This window comes from Pseudorhodoplanes sp., assembly GCF_050250235.1.
Taxonomy (GTDB): domain Bacteria; phylum Pseudomonadota; class Alphaproteobacteria; order Rhizobiales; family Xanthobacteraceae; genus Pseudorhodoplanes.
In genome coordinates this window covers 1-20768 of record NZ_JBFWPA010000116.1, presented here as the reverse complement: position 1 = coordinate 20768, position 20768 = coordinate 1, and the positions used below count along the sequence as shown (strand labels likewise).

Genomic DNA, 20768 nt, shown 5'->3' with positions numbered 1-20768 from the left:
ACCGCTTGCTTTTGGCACTTAATCCGAGAATGATTGATCTCGTGTTTTTTGCGCCGAGCGCCGCGATGTCTGAGCCGTCTGCCGAAGAAATCGATGACACTGATTGGGATGAGGCCTGCCGCAAGGCGGATGTGATCCGCCGGTTTCTGCGTCGAGTATCTGGGCCCACAACGACAGGCCAGATACGAGAACTTGCCGACGAACTTCGGCTTAGCCAGGCATCGGCGTATCGCCTGCTGAAGCTGTTCCGATCAGGCGGGACCGTCCTTTCTCTCGTCAGACGCAAGGCCGGCCGCCCCGTCGGCCACAGGTTTCTCGACGAAGCGCGCGACGAAATCATCCGGGCCGAGATCAAGCGCTTCTATCTGAAGAAGAATCGCCCATCCGTATCGGCCCTCGTGCGTGAGGTGAACGCGAGCTGTCGCGCGGCAGGCTTGGCGCCACCCCATCGCAGAACAATCGTCGCACGCATCGAAGACGTTGATCTTGCCAAGCGCGCCAAGGCGCGCGGTGAACCCAAATGTCGATTTACGTTTCAAACTGAGACGCGCGCATTGAGCGTTTTCAATGGTTTGTGTGAGACTGGAGTGTAACGTATTACGCTTCAAATGAGACTCAGGGGAGGAGTTGTTACACTCAAAATGAGATTGATCGCCCGGTCAATCGACCGTAGTGTCGCGTATGACCTCATCCCCGGATCACCCCGATCATGATGACAGCCCGGAAGAGTTTCTTCGATACCTGCTCCGCCGCACAGGCGGGCAAGTAACCGCTGAGGTTGCTGCGGCTGCGCGCGAAGAGTTTGGCATCCCGCGATCAACACTGTTTCGGCTGGCTGCACGGTTCAGAAAGACGCAACGAACATCGAGCCTCCGCCCCAGAAAACGTGGCACACAAGCAGGCGCGGTCAGGCTCGACCCGAGAACCGAGCGTGTCATTGCCGAGCAAGTGGATGGCTTCTGGCTCAAAAAGGAAAAGCCAAGCTTTGCCGCACTCCTGCGGCGAATTCGGGAAGTCTGCCTGACGGAAAGCCTATCCCCTCCTCACCGGAGTACCGTCCAGCGTAGAGTGTCGGAACTTATCCCAATGTCAGCGGCCCGCAAACGCGGGGAACGCGAGATTGAAGCCGCATCCACTCCGAGCCCGGGTCAGTTTAATGTCGCCAGGCCGAACGCCCTCTGGCAAATCGATCATACCGTCGTCGATGTCATTGTTGTCGATGAGCAGTTTCGTCGGCCCATCGGTCGACCAGTTCTGACGATTGCCATCGACGTCTGCACGAGAATGGTCGCGGGTTTCCATCTATCCCTGGAGGCACCATCGAGTACGTCTGTAGGCCTCTGCCTCCTGCATGCGGTGTACGACAAGACTGCCTGGCTGGATGAGCGGGAAATTGACATCCCCTGGCCTGTCGCCGGATTGCCCGAGATTCTTCACTGCGACAATGGCGCAGATTTCAGGTCACGGGCGTTGTCCGATGCCTGCAAAGAGTATGGGATGAAACTCCAGTTCAGACCGCCGGCAACACCCCGCTTTGGCGGGCACATCGAGCGGCTGATCGGAACGATGATGGGCGCAGTGCATCTACTGCCCGGCACAACATTCAGCAATGTGAAGATCAGAGGCGACTACGATTCCGAGGGCCGCGCGAAACTCACATTGCGCGAACTGGAAAAATGGATCGCCCTGGAAATCACAGGCAAATACCATCAGCGCATCCACTCATCACTGTTGCGCCCGCCCCTGGCAGTCTGGCAGGAACGGCAAGGTGAAGTCGACTTCAATCTGCCATCTGATCGAATGGCATTCTGGACCAGCTTCTTGCCGGGCGACCGGCGGCGCTTGCTGAAGGACGGCATTCATCTGGAAAAGATCCGGTACTGGTCCGACGCCCTATCGCGCGATGTCGGTTGCGGCGCCGAACTCGAGATCAAATATGACCCGCGCGACCTCTCCCGAATATTTGTTCGCCAATCAGATGGTCGGTTCATTGAAGCACGGTACCGTAATCTCGCATTCCCGCCCGTTTCCTGGTGGGAGTGGAAGCATGCCAAAAAGACACTTAGAGACCAAGGACGACTTGAATTGCAGGAGGAGGTTATCTTTGCAGCCATCGCGCAGCAGAGGCAGATCGAGGATATCGCTGCATCCTCAAGCGCAAAAGCGCGCCGGAGTATTAAGAGAAGACCAATTGAACCGCCGCACGATGAACATCGTCCCGTTACAGCTATCGATATGGCAAAACCAATCCATTCAGACGACGACACGGAATTCTGGGATCAATGATTGAACTCCCGCACCTGGCGCCCGGCGCTGCCGTACTGGCAGTTGGACCGAACCATGCAAGGATACGCGCCATTCGATCCGATCGCTGGGTAGGCTTTGATCGCGCTCGCCGGGTGTTACGCCATCTTGATGCTTTGTGCGACCATCCGCCAACAACACGCCCGCCCGGCCTCGCTATCTACGGTCATAGCGGCATGGGCAAGACAATGCTCGTGGAGAAGTTCAAGCGGGATCATCCGCCGACTATCAACCACAGCACCGGCGTGGAGAGCATGCCGGTGCTGGCAATTACGTTGACTTCGCGCCCAACAGAGCGTCGAATCTATGGGCAGCTGCTGATGGCGATGGGAGCCAGCATCAACGAACGCCTCACCCTCATGGAACTTGAGATAAGAACCGTCCTCTTGCTGAAAAGCAACAACGTGCGTGTTCTGGTGTTTGACGAGGTCCACAACCTCCTCGCCGGGACCCCGAGGGAACAGCGCGTGATCCTCCAGCTTTTGCGATATCTGAGCAACGAGATCAGAGCCTCGCTTGTCTGCCTTGGCGTGTCAGAAGCACGCGACGCAATTGCCGGTGACACCCAACTGGCCCGGCGTCTGGATCAGTTTGTGCTACCCAGGTGGAAGGCAGATGAGGAATTCCAGGAACTTGTAACCGCGATCCTGCGCAGCCTGCCGCTGAGGCTTCCATCGGCTTTGTCTAGCCAAAGCCTACGACATCTTTCCCGTCTCGGTGACGGAATTACAGCTCGCGTATTCGGGATACTTAACGAGCTCGCGATCGAGGCGATCCAGGATGGTATCGAGCGCATCACCGACGAAAGCATCGAATCCTGGAGGCCAGCCTTGGAAAAGGAGGCAGCATTCGCATAGCCGGTCAGACGTTACACGTAAATTGAGACTCACCGGTTCTTTAGTCTCAATTGAAGTGCAACTCTTTTGCGAGAAAAGGCTGAGTCCCAGATTGAACTGTAAATCGACAGCTCCGACAAGCGGCTATTTCCGCTGCAAGCAGCCGATCTCCTTGCCTGGTCTGTCAGGAATGTCGTTGAAGGCGGCGAAGGCAGTGTGCTCACGAACGCCGTAGTCCAAACCCTAAAACGGGTCCCGCCTTACGGCGGATTTGTCAGCGGAGATCAGATGCGGGAATCGTTGCCGGAGCTGATCGCGATAAGCGAGCCATACTGGCCACGATAGGCCTATGTGTTCCTGATGGTGTTGGGAGCTCTGTCGGCGTTGACCGCCTTGTGACCGGCGATCGGGCTATGGGTGAGCCGTTTTGGATTCCCGACCTCTGCTTTGACAGGACGGCGCGGCCCGTGTAGGTGTCCTTAGTCCTCGGACAGAGGACAGCGGACGAGAATCGAATGAAAAGCCAGGACATTGTTATACTGCTCAAGCTCATCAGCCTACAGGAGCAGGAAAAAGAAAAAGGTGTCGAAACTCTGCGCCGGGAAGCGCAGGGCGAGGATCCGTACTCGGTCCGCAATCTGGAGTCTTCTCTTGGCATAAGTAAGACGGAGGTCAATGCATCCATCAATCGAAGTCTTGCATCCGGTATCGCGGCCAGGGACAGAGATACGGGCCGAGCGAAGCCGAGCCGCAGGAGCCTGCAGAATTTCATCGTGCACGGCTTGAAGTTCGTTTTTCCAGCGAAGCCCGGAGCAATGCAGCGCGGCATCCCCACCGCATTTGCGGCGCCCGTCCTAAAGAGCGCGCTAATAAGCGCCGGCAGCTATATCTATGTGTGGCCCTATGCCAGCGGCCGCGACATGGGACAATCGGTGATGCCGTTGTTCAAAAGCGTTGCTGAAGCCGTTCAAAAGGATGATCGGCTGTACGAGTATCTTGCCCTTGCGGATGCAATAAGACTCGGAAATCAGCGCGAGGCTGGCCTCGCGGCGGAGCGTCTTTCGGAAAGGCTTGCGCAGAAATGACCAGCATCCAAGGCCAGCTCCTAGCAATGCTAAGGGCTGTCGCGGAAGCGCTGGGCGACGACCTGCGCAACCGTCTTGTGTTCGTCGGCGGATGTACGACCGCTCTTTTCATCACCGATGCCATCACGCTCGAGGATGTCAGGGCGACTGACGACGTCGACCTAATTGTCGATCTGGCCGGCTTTTCGGAATGGGCGCAACTTCTGGAACAGCTTAGAGAGCGAGGGTTCTCGGAATCATCCAACGACAGTGTCATTTGCCGAATGCATCTTGGCGAGATCAAAGTCGATTTCATGCCAGACGATCCCAAAATCCTCGGATTCAGCAATCGTTGGTATGAAAGCGGTATCGAGACTGCGGTCTACTACCCGTTGGACGAGAACCTCATCATCCGCCTCCTAACACCCGCACTTTTCGTCGCGACGAAGCTGGAGGCATATCTTGGCAGAGGTGCGAACGATCTGCTCTCTAGCCGGGATGCCGAGGACATACTTTTGATCGTCGACGGCCGAGAAGATTTGGTCGCTGAGCTCGGAGCCGCGGACGATGACGTCCGCACCTACATCGGTGACCGGGTCAAAGCTCTGCTTGAAGCCCCAGATTTCGATGACTTTCTGGAAGGAAATATCAGAGGCCCCCAAGGCCGAGTCGAGATAGTGCGCGAGCGATTTGTTGCGATAAGCCAATATGCCAGCGGGGGCTGACATGGGCTTTGACGTCGATTGGCACAGCCAGCAGGGCACAAGAACTCCGGACAACCGCGACTATGCGGGTGTCGGCAAACGCGCTGACACTATCCTATGCATCGTCCTGGATGGTTCTACATCGACACCCACGAGCGGAGAGTTGGTTCGCGAGATCGCCCGCGAAATGGTCGATTGGTACGTCGCATCAGCCGCTGAGATAACCGTCGAAACTTTGACAGCGCAGTTGCGCCGAACACACGAATCCCTGTCCAAAATTTTCCCATTGGATACGGCCAGCTACGGGATCGCCCATTTTGATGCAGCAGGGCGGGCTCTCGTTTTGCACGCTGGCGATTGTTTATTTGGACGCTACGACGAAAAAGGCCCCATTCAATGGCTGACCCAACCGCACACGCTCGCGAACGCTTTAGGTGAGATGCCCGTTGATGAAATCGCCAAAGTCAGCGCACGGCATCGGCTGACGCGGAGCTTCCGATCTCGAGAATTCATCATGCCCGATGCGGTCGAGATCGAACTTGCCGGTACCTCTCTCGTCGCGGCGACAGACGGATTCTGGGCCGAATTGAATCTGGCCGAACAATTGGAATTCGTCGATCGACGCTATCAGCCGACAAGAAGCGAGAGAGACGATCGCAGCATGTTGCTCATTCGATACCTTGATGATGGCCAGACAAATCGGCTTTCCCAACGACGAGGCCCCTCAGAAAATATGTATTTGAGGAGCGCGGTGAAAGAGCGAATAGACAACCCCAGTCCGTAATTCCTGCAGCAGAATTGATCTGGCATGCACGATGTTATTCTATGGGTTTCGTAGCACTGATTTGGTAGTGAAGTTGGACGGCTGGGGCCGTGGGAAAAGGGGGAAGCGTGGAGGCGGAGGCGAGCAAGACGACGCTGCTCGCTCGTGCTCGCCTTGCTGCGCGGGATTTGGCGCGTGCGGCCACGTCACCGCAGGCCCGTGCCGAGGCATGCCTCGATCTGCTTGCGGATCTCGGGGTGGACGAACGGCTCGAGTCCTTCCGAAAGGCTCTCCATGCTTTACCAGTCGACGAGCGTCATTACTGGATCGGGACGCTCTACACGCTTATGTTGCCAGCCAAGGTTCGGCGGTCGCAAGCCACCTACTTTACCCCCCCAACGGTTGCAGACGCGGTTGTAGATTTCACCATCGAGGCTGGATTTGATCTGTCGAGTGACGACGTCCTCGATCCGGCGGCGGGTGGCGCGGCCTTCCTTTCAACGATCGCTGGACGGATGTCCGCAGCGGGCCTCGCTGCAAAGGAGGTCGCCTACCGGCTGAACGGAATCGAAATCGACGCCGGCCTCGCCACACTGTCACGCAGGCTGATAGCCGAACGGCTGAAGGCGCCCCTACCGCGGGATGTGATTCTCATAGGGGACGCGCTGCGCGTGCCGATCCCAGCCTCTTATGGGTTGGTCATCGCGAACCCGCCGTACGGCCGAATGTCGATGGAGGAGGTCCGCGGAAATGCGTGGCGGCGGGTCGCGCATAGCGGGCACATAAACAAGTACGCCCTATTTGCCGAACTCTGCTTCCGCAACGCGAAGCCTGGCGGCATTGTGGCGCTCGTCATCCCGTCGAGCTTCCGGTCAGGCCCGCTCTATGATCGTATGCGCCAGTTCATTCGGTCGCAAGGCGAGGTCCTTACCATCGGCTCGATCGCAGGTCGCGACGGGGTCTTTCTTGACGTGGCCCAGGACATCAGCGTGCTGATAGCACGCAAGGGAAAGGCACATCGCCCCAATGTGAAGGTTCGGTTCCCAATCATCGGCACAACGTCGCCGCCGGCGACCGTTGTCGCGCAGGTTCTTCCCGCCAAGTCCGAAGACGCTTGGCCGCTACCGCCGGTCGACCCCGAAACGATCGGCGGCGCGACGCTGGCCGACTATGGCGTGACTGCGAAGGCAGGATATTTTGTCTGGAACCGCGAAGGGGCCAGGCTTGTGACGAAGCTCGGACATCTGGACGGCTTTCCGTTGGTATGGGCAAAGAACGTTCGAGCGGGGCAGGTGTGCCGACCCGCAGGCAAGCAGGGTACGAAGATGGACTTCGTGACCTTCACAGAAGCAAGCGCAGCCGTGGTCCGAACTCCCGCGGCCGTCATGCAGCGGACGACAAACGACAAGCAGCCGCGACGGCTCATCGCGGCAATGGTCGATCCTGCAGTTGTGATGCGATGGGGCGGTTTCGTCACTGAGAATCATACGATCGTTCTCACCGCCGAGAGCCCCAAACGGCTTGCCCTCGCCGTCAAGCTGCTCAACACGAGCTCGGTCGATCAGCGATACCGCCGTGTATCTGGAACGGCAGCGGTTTCTGTCACGCTGCTTCGGCAACTCGATCTTCCAACGCCGGCGGCCTTCTCGGCTGCGCTCCGCGACGCCGACGGAGATGCGGAAACCGCAGCATTGACCGCCTACCGCAGTCAGCAAGAATCGGTTGAGGCGTGATGGCGCGGCACCGACCCTTTGACCGCGCACCTGGCACCGAACTTAAGGACCGGGCACTGCAGCGCCAGACGCAGCTGGATAAGCGGGCAGGTCTCACCTCCAAGATATCGTCGATGGCCTCGCGGCGAGCGGCGGAAACGGTCTTGGCGCCGGAACCTGTCCAGCGACCACCGCGGAACGTCGAACGGTATATGGAGGCTCTTGCCGGGCAGCCCCTACATCGACTTGGATCGCCGGAGTCGGTTGTGCTCACACCGGCCTACGAGCGGCTCGTCCGATCGGCTGCCGAAGTGGCGAGCGATGGGTCGGCTCAGGTGATCATGCCATGGCCCCCGACTCGCATGTCGCCCTCTGCTATTGTATCCCTGCTGTCGATTGCCGCCATCGGCAGTGCGGAGCCCGTCGAAATCACGATCAAGAACGAACGCTCGCTCAGTCGGAAAAGAGCCGACGAAGTGCGCGCCGTCATATTCCCCTATGCCCGGAGCACACACGCGCAGGCACGCGCCGTGCAGGTTGATCGCCACGGTATTGGCGAAGTGCACTTCGACCACTTGAAGCGCTACCTGGATGGGGAGAGCGACGCTGCCAAGGACTACCATCAGGTTCTGGCCCGTGTCCGCAAGCTGACCGGCCGGGCCTCGGACGGTCAGGACTACGCCGAGTTCGAACATCCGATCCTCGACGAGATTGTACCGCACGGTCCGCCGAGAGGAGAGCGACCTTCCAATAGTTCGCTACTTTGGCGAACGCGGAGCAAGACTGACATCGCGAAGCACAAGCGATCCGGAGAGTCGGACAACCCTTCAAAGGCCGCATACTATCTCTACACGATCCGAGCCGGGGATCGCCTCGGCATGGAGCTAAGGGGGATCACGAGGTCGCCCGACCTCCTGATTCTTGACTTGTCGCGGACCGCGCGCGACCGGCTAGGATGGAACTGGCTGAAGCACGCTGGCGACATGGTCGAGTGCATGCGCGAGGTCCATCCAACCGCCGGCATTCTTGTGCTGGCGGACGATCCGTGGACATACCAAACTGCTCGGTTTCAGCTTCTCGGAACGAAGCAAACCGGTCGCAAGTCCAAGGTGACGCCGGCCCCGGGGCACGTTGTCTACTCACCTATCACCAGCATCGTTCAGGACACCAACGTACCGAAACTTCAGTTCGAGGGCGGCTCGCGGATTGAAGTCGATGGTTTTTTCGGCGACGTCGACCGGAATATCGAGCGGCTTCGGGGACTCGCGCACAGGCTATCGGAGATGGGGGATCCGGCCGGGGCCGAGACGGCGCGAAACATGATCGCCACAGTTCGGCGCGCCGCCTGCCTGCCGGGATCAATCGCCGATCTTAGTCGGTTTCTCGAGCGAGAAACATCGACAGCGACCGCGAACGATCGACTGGCGACGTATCGCGTTGCGGCAGATGTCGCGTCCCTTTCCGACCCTCGCAGCCTTGCCAGCCAGGCGGACGCGGAGGCGCAGGTCACCGCTGAGACGACCGGCATCATGCGTTCGCTTGAGCGGGCGACGCCCATGTCGACGCTACTGGCTGAGGCGATACAGCCGGCGCTTCGCTCCAGCTCTCGGTCAGCCTTCGTTTTCCGTTCCGACATGGTGGCGGAGTTCGCGGCCGACCGGCTGTCCGCCGCGCATCCAAAACTGACGGAGCGGCTCGATACCGGGATAATCCGCTTCGGCGGCGCCCGCGTGCTGAGCACCATCACCGCGATGCCCAGTTCGCTGCGCAATCAGTTCAAGCGGGCCATCATTGTCGCACCGACGAGGTCTGCCATCTTGGCGACCTTGGCCGAACCGTGGCTGCCCGAGCAGGTCGTGATCCTCGCCGACGCGGACACCCTTGCGTTCGCGGCCAGGGACGCCGACCGGCTAGCGCAGGAAATCGACGTGCCCTCGCTTGCCGTCCGGCTTCGAGCCTTCGCTGCCCGAGCGACCGCGCGCGTCGGCGAGATTGGGCGACACGCGGTGCAGCTCGATTCCGAGATGCCGACCGACGACATCGAATTCCCGCCGGGGTCGGTGGTCGACCTCAGCGGAGGTTCTCGAGGCGAGCGCCGTCTGGTTGAAATAATCATGAATAATGGACAGCGCATCATCGCACGTGCGTCGACAGGCATCGTCTTGCGCAACGACAGCGCCGCGACGACCTCCTTCATCGAGCGACCGGCCTCGCAGGTTCGCAAGGGCGAAGAGGTTTGCGTGATAGGGCCGGGCTTTGTCGAGCGGGCGCGCACGCTCGTAAATGTCCGCGCTACCGCCGCGGCCGAAATTCGCGAATACCATCTGCAGGTCGCCAACCGCTTCGGCGCCACAGTCGGAGATTCAGTCAACGAACGCCTGCGGGTCGTCGTGTCGCAGATGGGTGAACCGCGTGTTTCAATCGAAACCGCACGCTATTGGGTGGATCTTGACGACGAGCTCGACAAGCCGTTGCACGACGTGGTGCCGCACGCACCCCATGATCGCGAGACGTTCATGCGTTTCACCGGTGCGCTCGGGATAGGCCCTAAGCTGGCGGAGAGCTTCTGGCTATGGGCCGTGGTTGCGCAGCGCTCGCATCGGCTGCGCTCGGGCAACGTCTTCCACGACGCCTTCCGTGGTATCCTGACAGACCCTCATGCCGCGCTCGCCAGCAATCGCGACCGGAGTGATGACATTCGTGCGCTCCGCGCCATGGCCGAGGAACACGTGGCGACCGTGGCGGATACACGGAGCTTGGAGGTGACGTGAAGGGACATTCGGACAAGCAGCTGGGTGATATCGACGTCGAGCTCAAGGAGGCAGTGTGCGACGCGCTGGTCAACGCACTCGTCGCTAGAGTCAGCGGCGGCGACGAGCGCGGGCGCACCATCCTCGGCAGCTCGCCCCGTCGCGGCGTGTTCGCGGGGCAGCTGCTGCCACGGTTCGATGTTGGCGGCGTTCTGGACGAGACATCGGACATCCGGATCGCTGCTGTAGGGGTAGATTTTGTCGTAGGCGCCAGGACTCGTGCGACTATCCGAGTCACGCCACGGTTCTCGGTTTATGTGCGCGTCATCCCCCTCTGGAAGGACCTCGTAGCCGGCGGTGGCGAGCTCGACTTCGACTTCAGACTGCGAAAGAGCATCCAACAGCAGATTGACGACGCGATCCGCGCGGAGCGCGTTCCAGCGCTGCAGGCGGCAGGGGTTGATCGTCCCGACTGGAAGGGAATGGACGAGGCCAAGCGTTCGAAGGTGCGCGCGCAGCGTGCGCAGATTCTCGCCGGGATCCGGACAAAGGCCTATGCGTCGCATGGCATCAAACTGCTGTCCGGGGAACCCGAGCCGCTGAGCGCCGAGCCACCGCCCGACAATGTGGTCGGTGATCCCAATACCCCTGACGACAACGTCGCTCAGGCGGCACCGATTGCGCGCCTCGTGCGCGAAAGCCGCGCAATACCGTTGCATCATGTCGACCCGGCCCCGATACCCGGGAAATGGCGTCGGATCGATCTTGCGCTACCAGCTCTGGAGTTTGCGACCGACGCAGACGACACGACGCTGACCGCGACGGTCGATGCGTACAATGTGATCCTCGCAAACGGGGTCGGGGCGCAGCTCGAGGCCTGGGTGACCGGGAACGGGGGCACCGAAGCATGGCGTGACGCGACCGTGCAACCTGGCGAGACGCTGGATGAGGCAAGGTGGACGGCGGCCATGGCGGCGCTAGCCGCCCAACCGGTCGACCGTGCACGCGTTGTGCCGGATCTCTCACGAGTAGTGCTGAAGGTGGAGCGGCAGGTAGACTTCCTCGATCCGAGCCGCCTGTCGCTGCGTGTGATGCTAGATAACCAGTCGCCCGAGCCGACGCCGCGGGATGCGCAAGGTCGGTGCAATACGGTTTTTGGCGCGGGGCTTTCGTTGACTCTGCCCCAGGCCGCACACCGACCCCTTCGGCTGGACCGAGTGGAACCGTCCTACCGCTTCCGCGACCATCTTGACTATCCTGCGATCGGCCTAAACTGCGGCGTGCACGCCGACACCGCTGCAGGCGAACTGCGCCTCGCGACGACGGCCGCGCCACGCTTCGCTCAGCCGCGCATCGTCGCTCGCCAGATCGACCTACCGTTCCAGTTCGCGATCCTCAAGGAACCAGGGTTCGACGCGACCAAACTGTTCGAGCTGCATCGAGCCTATGTCAGATGGATCGACGAGCAAGAGGTTCGTCTCAAAGACACGGTAACGGCGGGCCTGGATCGCGCCGATGCGGAGATCGAGTCCGCACGTCTGCGAAAGGACATTGCCGCACAGCGCGCCGAGGCCCGCTACATCGAACGCGGCGTCGAGATGCTGATCGCTTCGAAGAAAGCATATGAAATGCTATCAGGGCTCGCCGGGGCGGATCGCGAGGCCCTCGAACCCCGGGCCGCCCCCTGGCGCGCCTGGACCATGACCAACGAGGCCTTCGCTCTGCGCGACGCGCACGACCCCAAGCGAGGCTGGCGACTGTTTCAGATGGCATTCGTCCTCGCCCATGTCCCGGTATTCAGCTCTCGGATCAAAGAGTGGCGGGAGTACCATGATCCCATGCTGGACGAGGACGGCGTCAGCCTGCTGTACTTTCCGACCGGAGGTGGCAAGTCCGAGGCATTCTACGGCACGCTGCTGTTCGCCATGTTTCTCGACCGACTGCGCGGAAAAGATCGTGGCATAACGGCCATGATCCGTTACCCGCTGCGCCTGCTGACGCTTCAGCAGGCGCAGCGTCTCCTCAAGCTGGTGGTGCGGGCCGAACTCGTGCGTCGCCGGCACGCTGTGGGGAACTGGCCGTTCGAGATGGGGTTCTGGGTCGGAAACCAGAACACGCCCAACCATTATCGTGCATTCCGCGCTGACATCCCGCTGGCGAGCGATCGGGAGTTCGCCGACGACAGCGAGCTTGACGGCGAGTCGGGAGATGACGAACAGCGTGCACAGGGTCGGCGCTACGTCGAGGCGCGCGAGGCTTATGACAAGATCCCCGAGTGCCCGGTATGCGGCCAGCCAACCGGGCTGAGGCGCGATGAGGGCGAAGGCCCGCTGGGTAAGCGGGCGGTGATCGTCTGCTTCAACGACAGCTGCGAGTGGAACCGGGAGCATGGCGGACGGCATCCGCTGCCGTTCCTGCTGACCGATGATGCAATTTACGCTCGAGCACCCGCGATCGTGCTTGGGACCGTCGACAAGCTGGCCATGCTGGGCCAGCACACGGCTACGATCAGCAAGGTGCTCGGCATGTTCGGTCTGGCCCGTCGAATTGACCGGTGGGGCAACCTCGACACACCGCGACGCGAGGATGACCTCCGCCGCGATCCCGCCGAGGACGACAATTTCAACGTCTTCCCCGCGTACGCCAAGGGCACGCGTGTCTTCCACGACCCGTTCCCCTCGCTCGTTATCCAAGACGAGGCGCACCTGCTCGAGGAAAGTCTTGGCACCTTCAGCGGGCTGTTTGACACCCTGCTTGAGACTATCCTTGAGGACGTGGCCGAGATGGCCGGTGACGGACTCCAGGTCGCGCGCCGTTGGAATGGTGACGGATGGGGCGCGCCGCGAATGCCCAAGGTTATCGCGGCGACTGCCACCATTTCGGCCCCTGAGCGCCAGCTTGAGACACTCTACCAGCGCGTGCCTCTGCGCTTTCCCTATCCAGGGCCAGACCTCTACCACTCGTTCTTCGCCGAACCTGCAGCGCCGCCGGCCGGCAACGAAGTGCGCGTCGCCCTCGCTGCATCTCTCCCGTTCGCGCAGGCGCCGGAGCAAACAGCGCCGTGGATGCGTCTTTACGTGTCCCTCATGACCAACGACGCCACTCACACGGTCACGACCGTTGGCGTGCTGTCGGCGTTTCACAGCATCATCACCGCGCTATGGGATGGAATGCTCGACGAGGGCAGGCGCCCCGCGGCCGTTGCCGCTATCCGGGACGCGGTTTCTCCGGGCGCAACCGGAGATTGGCATCGCGCGGCCATTGATCGCGCTGTTGCCCAAGGTCGTGCCGGCGAAATCATGGCGCTCGCCGACCTCCATCGCATCGCGCTCGCCTATGTCACCAACAAGAAGGGTGGCGACCAAATTATCGATGCGTTGGGTGCGGCGGTTGAACATCAACATAGGCGCATCGGGCGCAGCCACGCCGCGTTTGAAAGCCGGTTGATCTCGGGTGGGATCGATATGAAGGACATCCAGGCGGTGATGGAGGATGCCGAGAGATCGTTCGTGGGCGGCGACTATCCCGATATTGCAACAACCCTCCGCAACATTGTCGCCACATCGGCGATCAGCCATGGCGTGGACGTGGACCGGTTCAACAGCATGTTTTTTGCCGGCCTGCCCTCCGACATCGCCGAGTACATCCAGGCCTCGAGCCGTGTCGGCCGTACACATGTAGGGTTCGTGATGCTGTTACCGACGCCCCAGAACCGTCGCGACCGCTACGTTATCGAGACCCATGACATCTTCCACCGCTTCCTTGAGCGGATGATCGCACCGCCCGCCGTCGAGCGATGGGCAGAGAACGCAATCAAGCGGACCATGGCCTCGTATGTTCAGGCCTGGGCCATGCTGCGCGAGGCGCGGGAATTTCTGGCGCAAGACGACGGCCGGAAAGCAGAGGTAAGTCACATGGACCAGATCAGCCGGTTCGCCACCTTGGCACAGCGCAACCATGTCGCGCTTTGCGAGGCGTTGGGCGGGTTCATGCTGCGGGCCAGTGGTTTCGCCGGCAAGGGTGCGTCACAGCTCGGCGCTCCACACTACGAGGACTTCTACCGCGCCTTGGTAGAGAAGCAGGTCGACACGTTCGTACGCGACATCTCAAGCCGGGGCACGATCGCCAGCCTGCGGGACTATTGGGACGACCTCCCGGCGTTCCGACCGCCGATGACGTCGCTGCGCGACGTCGATGAGGCGGGGTACATCGTGGCGGCGGCGCGCGATCCACTGGCGCGGGGGCGATCGACCGATGTTGATCGGCAGGATCTAGCCAAGGTGATGCGCGCGATCAGGACCCAACGCGGCACAGCCTCAGAAATGGACGCAGACGGAGGCGGCAATGAGCGAGGGTAAAGGCACAGGCGGAGACTGGCGCACATCGAACCGGCGGCCGTCGGCTTTCGGCGGTGCAAGGCGCGAGCCGGACGCGCTAGAGCCGCCGACCATGTCGCGATCGCGGGTCCAGCTCGCCAGCTCCTATGCGCCGGGAGTGCTTATGACGTGGGAGGGAGGAAAGGGCATATGCCGGTCCGTCCCACTAGCGAACGACATCACCAAGCAGCTCAACCGCACGACGATCGATCTCGTGTTCGAGAACCTGAGTGACTTCGCCACCAATTGGCGCGATCGGGCGATGAAAGCCGTTCCTGACGCCCTGCCCGAACTCGTGCTCGACGCCCCCTTCCGGGATTCCCGGACCGGGGAGGTCCGGATCGAGCGGGGCGATTTTCAGATGACAGGACCGGACCGTGTTGGCTACGTCCCCTATCCTCTCGTCTACCGCTGCGGCATCTGTGGTTCGATCCGTGAATACGAGAGCATCGCGGATCAGGCGAGGCAGCCGCTGCCAAGAAAGTGCAACGGACATGATGCCCGTTGGACCCAGGTCGACGTCGTCTATGTGCATTGGTCGGGCGAGATTCAGCCGCTCAGTCCCTTCAACTACAACTTTGATCCGCAGACCGGTAGCACGCGGCAGATCAGGATGTGCACCTGCGGATCAACCAGCTTCAAGCTGCGGAATGACGCCCCTGTTTTCTCGGAGTGGCGGTACGTCTGCGAGGGCTGTGGTGATACGCGCCCGCTCAAGAAGGCCGAGCCCGAGGTCCTAGCCCGATTGCAAACCGAGCAGAATACCAGTGGTCGCGCCTTCCAGTGGATCGAAATCAATATGCTGCCGGTGTCGTACCGGGCCAACTCAACCTTCTACCCCCAGCGCACCAGCTTTATCGAATTCGAGGATAGCGCCGTCGTTGAACTGATGACGCCCCCGCGGGTCGGCGAGCTGGTGGCGAAGCTGGCTCAAATTCATAACATCCCGTTCGCCGAGCCAGCGGAGGACGAGGTGCGGGCGGCGGTGCAGGCCGACCTGAAGCACCGCAGCGACTGGGACGACTACCTTAGCTTCCTCGAGATGGCTCGCCGCGCGGAAGAAAGCGGTCGACCTGAGCGCGCCCGGTCGTACCGCGATAGCGCACACGAGTTGCGCGAGGGGTGGTTCGCTGCTGGCGTTGTTGAACGCGGCAGGCTGGGCAGCGCAGGCATCCTGAGGGCCATCACGCAGCGCGAGGATTGGACACGCCGCTATGATCCGATCAGGCTCACTATCCAGCACGACGCTTTCCTGCGCGAGCATGTCGAAGAGGCTATGGCCCGACACGCGGCCGTCGACGTGATGGAGCCCGACATCACATTGACCGACGTCGTCAACGATCCCCAGCGCAAGGCGCGCTACCAATCCAATATTGGAAATCTCCTGGCGCATTTGGGCATGGAGCGCTTGGTGATCGTCCGCAATCTGCCAATCTGCGAATTCAGTTTCGGCTTCACGCGGGTTTCCGCGACGCCCGTCTACAAGCGTGAGCATCAGGGCACGACCGTCGACATGCCGGTGCGCCTCAAGGCGTTCGACCAGCTGCCGATCCAAGGCACGAAACGACCGATATACGTGACCCAGCAGCAGAACGAGGCACTCTACTTCAAGCTGGACGAGGCCAGAGTGGTCCGCTGGCTGAAGGCTAATATGGTCACTGACGTGCCCGACGATGGTCTCGGCCGAGGCTATCTGGAGCGCTACGAGGATTTCGGCCCGTTCCTCGAAATGTTCAAGGACCGCGAGGGTAGTGGCGGCTATCCGCGCACAGTGCCAGCGTATGTCTACCTGCTTCTCCACACCCTGTCGCACCAGATGATGCATTCGCTAGCCGATTCGTCGGGCGTCGACCGCGATGGCATCGGCGAGCACATCTTCCCGGCGGACCTCGCCTTCGTGATCTACCGGAAGGGCATGACCCCTGACCTTGGCAACATCTCCGCAATGTGGCGCAACCATGCCGATGAGTTTCTGCGCCGCGCGCTCGATCCACGCATGTTGCGATGCGGCTCGGGCAGCCTATGCGACGCCAGGGGCGGTGCTTGCCCGGCTTGCGTCATGGTATCCGAGGTAAGCTGCATCGCCTCCAACCTCTTGCTGTCGCGCGCTGTCCTCAAGGGCGGCAAGGGCCCGGAATGGGAACCCAGATCGGCACCCGACCTGGTCGGCTTCTTCGACGCGGCCGTGGCGGAATGACGAACGAAGTATTCATTTCGCCACGAGCCACCGCCAGGCTCGTCGTGACGATGCCACCTGCGCCGAGTCGATTGGCGGACGCGCTCGCTGCCGACATCGCAAGTGACTACGTCACGCTCACACCCACGACCGACGCCTTCAGGCATCTCGCATTACTGGCGCGTCAGCGATTCACAGTGATGATCCCCTACGTCGACAAGATAGGGGCCGACTGGGCCGCAGAGCTGTTTGAGACAACGGAGGCAATCGAGCGCATTCTGGTCATAAGGGATGCGTCGCAGCTACACAGCTGTGCTGAGGCGGGGCGTCGCCTTGAAATGGCAACTACGCGCATCATCGACTATGGCGGCGGCGACCTCATGCAGGAGACCTTTCACGCGAAGATCGTGCTCGCAGATGGCGTCGCTGCCTACGTCGGATCGGCCAACCTGCTCAGGCGGTCAAAGGCAACCAACCTCGAATGCGGGATGTTGGTCGAGGGTCCAGCCGTGCATGCTGTGAAGGTGCTCGTCGATGCGGTTGCCAATATGGCGGAAGCATCTCGGCGAGGCGGGGAACGGAAATAGATGATCTAGGCCAAGTCGAACTTGGCCGGGTGTTCACGACGTTTTCGATGCGATCTGGCACGGCAAAGGTACCGAGTGGCCCGCGGGTCAGCTGATACCCAAAGTCCCCCGACCTCAGGAGCGATCACACCGGAAAGAAAAGCGGCGCCGTCCAGCGGTTCGCTACTGAGTGCCCTGCCAAAGCCGCCGCAGGAAGGTTCGAGCCGTCACCAGCACAATATGCAGACGGAAGGTGCAGTGGTCCTCGTCGGACAGGCCCGGATGGGAGCCATCTGTGTGCAACATCTTGAACAGACCATTGATGTAATTCTTGCCATCCGGTGTCCATTCGTTGCGGTCCGGAGCAAGAAACCCGACTTGAGGCTCAGCAAGCATTGCGCGACGATTTTCCGATGTCGACAACGTGGCTGCGCGGGATAGATCGACATATCGCGCAATGTCGTCGAACAGACCTTCAAGAAAGGTGCGGAGCTGCGCGTTCGCCGCAGCCCATTCTCCGCGAGTATGCGCCTCGATGGCTTGGTCGAGATGACCGTGCGCGACGCTGAACTGGAAATGCTTCAGCAGACTTCGGACCTCATCGTCGGTCGCCGGCAGGTCGACTTCGTTAGGCAAGGCGATTCGCAACGAAGGGCGCTGCCCCGACTCGCCCCAGACAACAACATACCCATCTCTGGAAAGGCCACGCAGGAAGGCATCCTGGCGCGGGTCTTCAGATCCCCGTCGTGCAAAAGTGAGCGCCTGCCGCACAAAGGCCTCGGCCAAAGTAAAACTGCCATCGACCGAAGCGACGACGTCCTCCGGCCGGGACAGCACAGTGCGGCCAAGACGATCGCATTTCTTCTCGATGCCAAGGGAGGTATCGTCCGGGATCTCCGCCTCTAGGCCAAGGCGAAGCACCAACTTGTTTATTTCGGTATGCGTCCTCGCTGCCTGAGCCAGCAACTCGTTGGCTGCGACGATGGTCGGGCGGGTAAACGGCTTCTCGCGCATAGCGTCAGGCCCTCGAACACTTTGAGTAATAGAGAACCGAACCACGGGGATCCGCTACATCCATCCTTGGCGCGATGGTGGCGGCCGGCGGTTTGCCTCTGGTGCGCCATGACAGTGCTTGTACTTCAAAGCGCTACCACATGCGCAGAGGTCGTTTCGCCCGACCGGCTTGGGATTCCTGCTTGGCCTCACTTCGGTCGACATCATGAACCTGAAGGTCGGGTCACCGATGTCGGGCATATCCCTATCCATGGGATGTTCGCCCACTGTGTCCACGTTTGCCGCCGCCAGTGTCGCGACACTCTTTGCATAGCCGATTTCTACCGCACTGTCGGGGTAGAACATCACCATAAACTGGACGGCGCCGAGCTGCAGCAGAACCTTGTAGGCGTTCTGATAGCGACGCCTTACTGCCTCTTCGTCGGTGCCCTGCACCGTGAGCGTCAGGGAGATAGAAAACCAAATCCGCGTGTCGGCCGCGTACCGATAGAATACCGCCACGCCTTTCGGCAGTGTGAAGGTGTCTCCGACGAGCTGATGACCATGCTTGGCTGGTATCCCGCCAACCGGCGGGTCGAGATAGCAAGAGAGCACATAGGCTGTCTTCATTGCCCACTTAGCGAGGACCTCGCGTTCGGCCATAGGGAGCGCAACCTTCGCTGTGAGCTTCGCGAGGATCGGCTTCATTCGTGCCTCGAGCGCGCTCATCCAGCCGTTGTTACACTTCGAGCAAACGTCTCCGAGCAGGAAGTTGTTGAGGTCGAGCCGACGGATAGACGTCTGCTCACTAAGCTGAGCTGTCATGCCGTCCGCACTGCGGGCCTCCATGCGAGAGAACTCGATCAGGTCACGGACGGCATCGAGTCCTTTGAGCGCCCAGAACGGAAAGACGTGCTCACGCGACCTCGTCCGCCCAGTGTGAAGGTCTCTCACGGGGTTGCGGCAAAAAACGCAAATCTTCTCTCCGCTAGCCATCAGGATACACGCGACAACGGCATCTCGGTCATGCTGGCCCAGTCCCCTCTGCGATGCTGTCGGCGTCCTCACAGGGCATCTCAAATCAACCCCCACGCTCGAAACCTTCCCCTCCCCGTCATCTCGCGCAGCCCGAGCTCACCGACAAGATTGAGCGCGCCCTGTTTTGTCACCTTCAGCCGCTCCTGGATCAGACTTGTGGAAACGATGGGCCGCGATAAGACAAGCTCGACCAGGTCGGGAAGTTTTGAACTGGTGCGCCGCTCCCGCAGCCGCCGTTCCACCTGGTTTTTCGCCATGACCAGCCGGTCATGCTCTTTCAACCCGGCCAGCGCTGCATCGTGGATAGCATCGAGGGAGGCGAGCAGCCTGTCATTGCGATTGCGCGCCCGCCGCCGCTCTCGCGGAATGTTCTTGGTGCCAAGGTGCAGGCAGGCGAGATGGTTGGCGGCAAGACCCTCCTGCCGCAGCAGCGCGGCAACAAGCAGCGGCCCGAGCCAGATGGCATGCTGCAGTACCTCGATGTCGGACCAGGCCTCGAGCAGGATCGCACCGCGCAGGACGAGCGGCAGATCGCGTGTCCTGGCGATCACGTCCTGCCACTCGGCCAGGCGTGCATCCTCGTCCCAGTCGAGATCGTAGATCAGATCCGGCCGGTCACGTCGTGACGTCTCCTCTTTTCGAGCAGGCACGTCGGCGCCGCTCAGAATCTTCGACGAGCGCGCTAGGAGAGCATCGATCTCGGCAAATTCTTCAGCCAGAAGATCATCCTCACCATCATCCCGACCGTCGGCTTCAACGGCGCTGTCGCCCTCCCCTTCCCGGCTTTTTGGGCCGACCGCTAGCATCTGGCCACCGCGACCGGTCAGCTCACGCAATCCCTCGCGGCCGAACGCCCAGTCGGGCTTCTGCGAAACAATTCGCCGGCGCATTCGCAGAACCGCGTGCGCCCGGGTGAGCTCGTGGGTCGGGGTGCGGATGTCCATGTGAGCGTCGTGCAGGACGAGATCCTCGAGGTGAACAAGTTCACCCTCAATCCACAGGGCTGCGGCCGCATCGGCAAAATGCTGGCGCTCGACAAAGCCGTCGCGCACCGGCGAGCGGGCCAGCCGCTCGTCGAGACGCGCCAAAACCTCGGTTGCGCGCGCGACCGGCCCTATGAGGGCTTTCAGGGACAATTCGCCGATCTCGTAAGCCATTGTTTTCATGATGGCTGATTCGCGATAGTCAAGCTATCTCCGTGTTAGGTTGACTTGCAGGGGATTTCCTCCGGCGCCTTGTTCACTATCGATAATATCCTCATATCGGGCCTGTACAGCACCATCCCTTAGGCCGCTCAGATGGCCAAGAACGCTGATTTTCAGTCCCTTCGGGGCCGTAGGAGCGGTGCACAGGGCGACTAGAGACGTTTACAAACGATCGTTTGCTGATAACTTCGGTGTTTGTACAATCACTCCTTTCTTCATGCTGAGAGACGCAGCAAATGGCTCGTGACGCCCAAAATCGACGTTCTGCTCGACCACAGGGC

At 60.9% G+C, this 20768-nt stretch carries 13 protein-coding genes and 1 pseudogene; 11 read left to right on the top strand and 3 right to left on the bottom strand.

Annotated elements, in window-relative coordinates:
- The 11 genes and pseudogenes from AB7F49_RS30690 to AB7F49_RS30640 form a co-directional block, all read left to right on the top strand.
- Window positions 1-593, top strand: a pseudogene (locus tag AB7F49_RS30690) (hypothetical protein); the annotation flags it as partial.
- Between the two features lie 88 nt (window positions 594-681).
- On the top strand, window positions 682-2286 hold the full coding sequence (locus AB7F49_RS30685) for a Mu transposase C-terminal domain-containing protein (protein ID WP_428529544.1): 1605 nt from the start codon (window positions 682-684) through the stop codon (window positions 2284-2286).
- Entirely contained in the window at window positions 2283-3161 is an 879-nt protein-coding gene (locus AB7F49_RS30680) for a TniB family NTP-binding protein (RefSeq protein ID WP_428529542.1), read from the top strand. The genes AB7F49_RS30685 and AB7F49_RS30680 overlap by 4 nt, the downstream gene beginning before the upstream one ends.
- Window positions 3162-3655: 494 nt before the next feature.
- A complete protein-coding gene (locus tag AB7F49_RS30675) occupies window positions 3656-4225 on the top strand; it encodes a hypothetical protein (RefSeq protein ID WP_428529540.1) in 570 nt (189 codons plus the stop codon).
- Entirely contained in the window at window positions 4222-4929 is a 708-nt protein-coding gene (locus tag AB7F49_RS30670) for a hypothetical protein (protein ID WP_428529538.1), read from the top strand. The genes AB7F49_RS30675 and AB7F49_RS30670 overlap by 4 nt, the downstream gene beginning before the upstream one ends.
- A 1-nt stretch (window position 4930) precedes the next feature.
- Complete coding sequence (locus AB7F49_RS30665) at window positions 4931-5692, top strand: protein phosphatase 2C domain-containing protein (RefSeq protein WP_428529537.1); 762 nt, start codon at window positions 4931-4933, stop codon at window positions 5690-5692.
- A 107-nt stretch (window positions 5693-5799) separates the two neighbouring features.
- Window positions 5800-7404 (top strand): HsdM family class I SAM-dependent methyltransferase, encoded by a 1605-nt coding sequence (locus AB7F49_RS30660; protein ID WP_428529535.1) that lies wholly within the window; start codon window positions 5800-5802, stop codon window positions 7402-7404.
- A 245-nt stretch (window positions 7405-7649) separates the two neighbouring features.
- Window positions 7650-10154 carry a hypothetical protein gene (locus tag AB7F49_RS30655; protein WP_428529533.1) on the top strand — a complete coding sequence of 835 codons (2505 nt, stop codon included), beginning with the start codon at window positions 7650-7652 and terminating at the stop codon, window positions 10152-10154.
- The gene (locus tag AB7F49_RS30650; RefSeq protein ID WP_428529531.1) at window positions 10151-14491 is read left to right on the top strand and encodes a helicase-related protein; all 4341 of its coding nucleotides are present in this window, start codon (window positions 10151-10153) and stop codon (window positions 14489-14491) included. Before AB7F49_RS30655 ends, AB7F49_RS30650 begins: the two co-directional genes overlap by 4 nt.
- Entirely contained in the window at window positions 14478-16706 is a 2229-nt protein-coding gene (locus tag AB7F49_RS30645) for a hypothetical protein (RefSeq protein ID WP_428529529.1), read from the top strand. The genes AB7F49_RS30650 and AB7F49_RS30645 overlap by 14 nt, the downstream gene beginning before the upstream one ends.
- 71 nt (window positions 16707-16777) lie before the next feature.
- The gene (locus AB7F49_RS30640; RefSeq protein WP_428529528.1) at window positions 16778-17272 is read left to right on the top strand and encodes a phospholipase D-like domain-containing protein; all 495 of its coding nucleotides are present in this window, start codon (window positions 16778-16780) and stop codon (window positions 17270-17272) included.
- 162 nt (window positions 17273-17434) lie between these two features.
- On the opposite strand, the gene AB7F49_RS30635 is transcribed toward AB7F49_RS30640, so the two are convergent.
- From AB7F49_RS30635 to AB7F49_RS30625, 3 genes are all read right to left on the bottom strand, one after another.
- Entirely contained in the window at window positions 17435-18265 is an 831-nt protein-coding gene (locus AB7F49_RS30635; RefSeq protein WP_428529526.1) for a hypothetical protein, read from the bottom strand.
- 54 nt (window positions 18266-18319) lie between these two features.
- On the bottom strand, window positions 18320-19093 hold the full coding sequence (locus AB7F49_RS30630; RefSeq protein ID WP_428529524.1) for an SEC-C metal-binding domain-containing protein: 774 nt from the start codon (window positions 19091-19093) through the stop codon (window positions 18320-18322).
- 227 nt (window positions 19094-19320) lie between these two features.
- Window positions 19321-20439: an RHE_PE00001 family protein gene (locus tag AB7F49_RS30625; RefSeq protein WP_428529546.1), complete on the bottom strand. Its 1119-nt coding sequence runs from the start codon at window positions 20437-20439 to the stop codon at window positions 19321-19323.
- Window positions 20440-20768 lie beyond the last annotated feature (329 nt).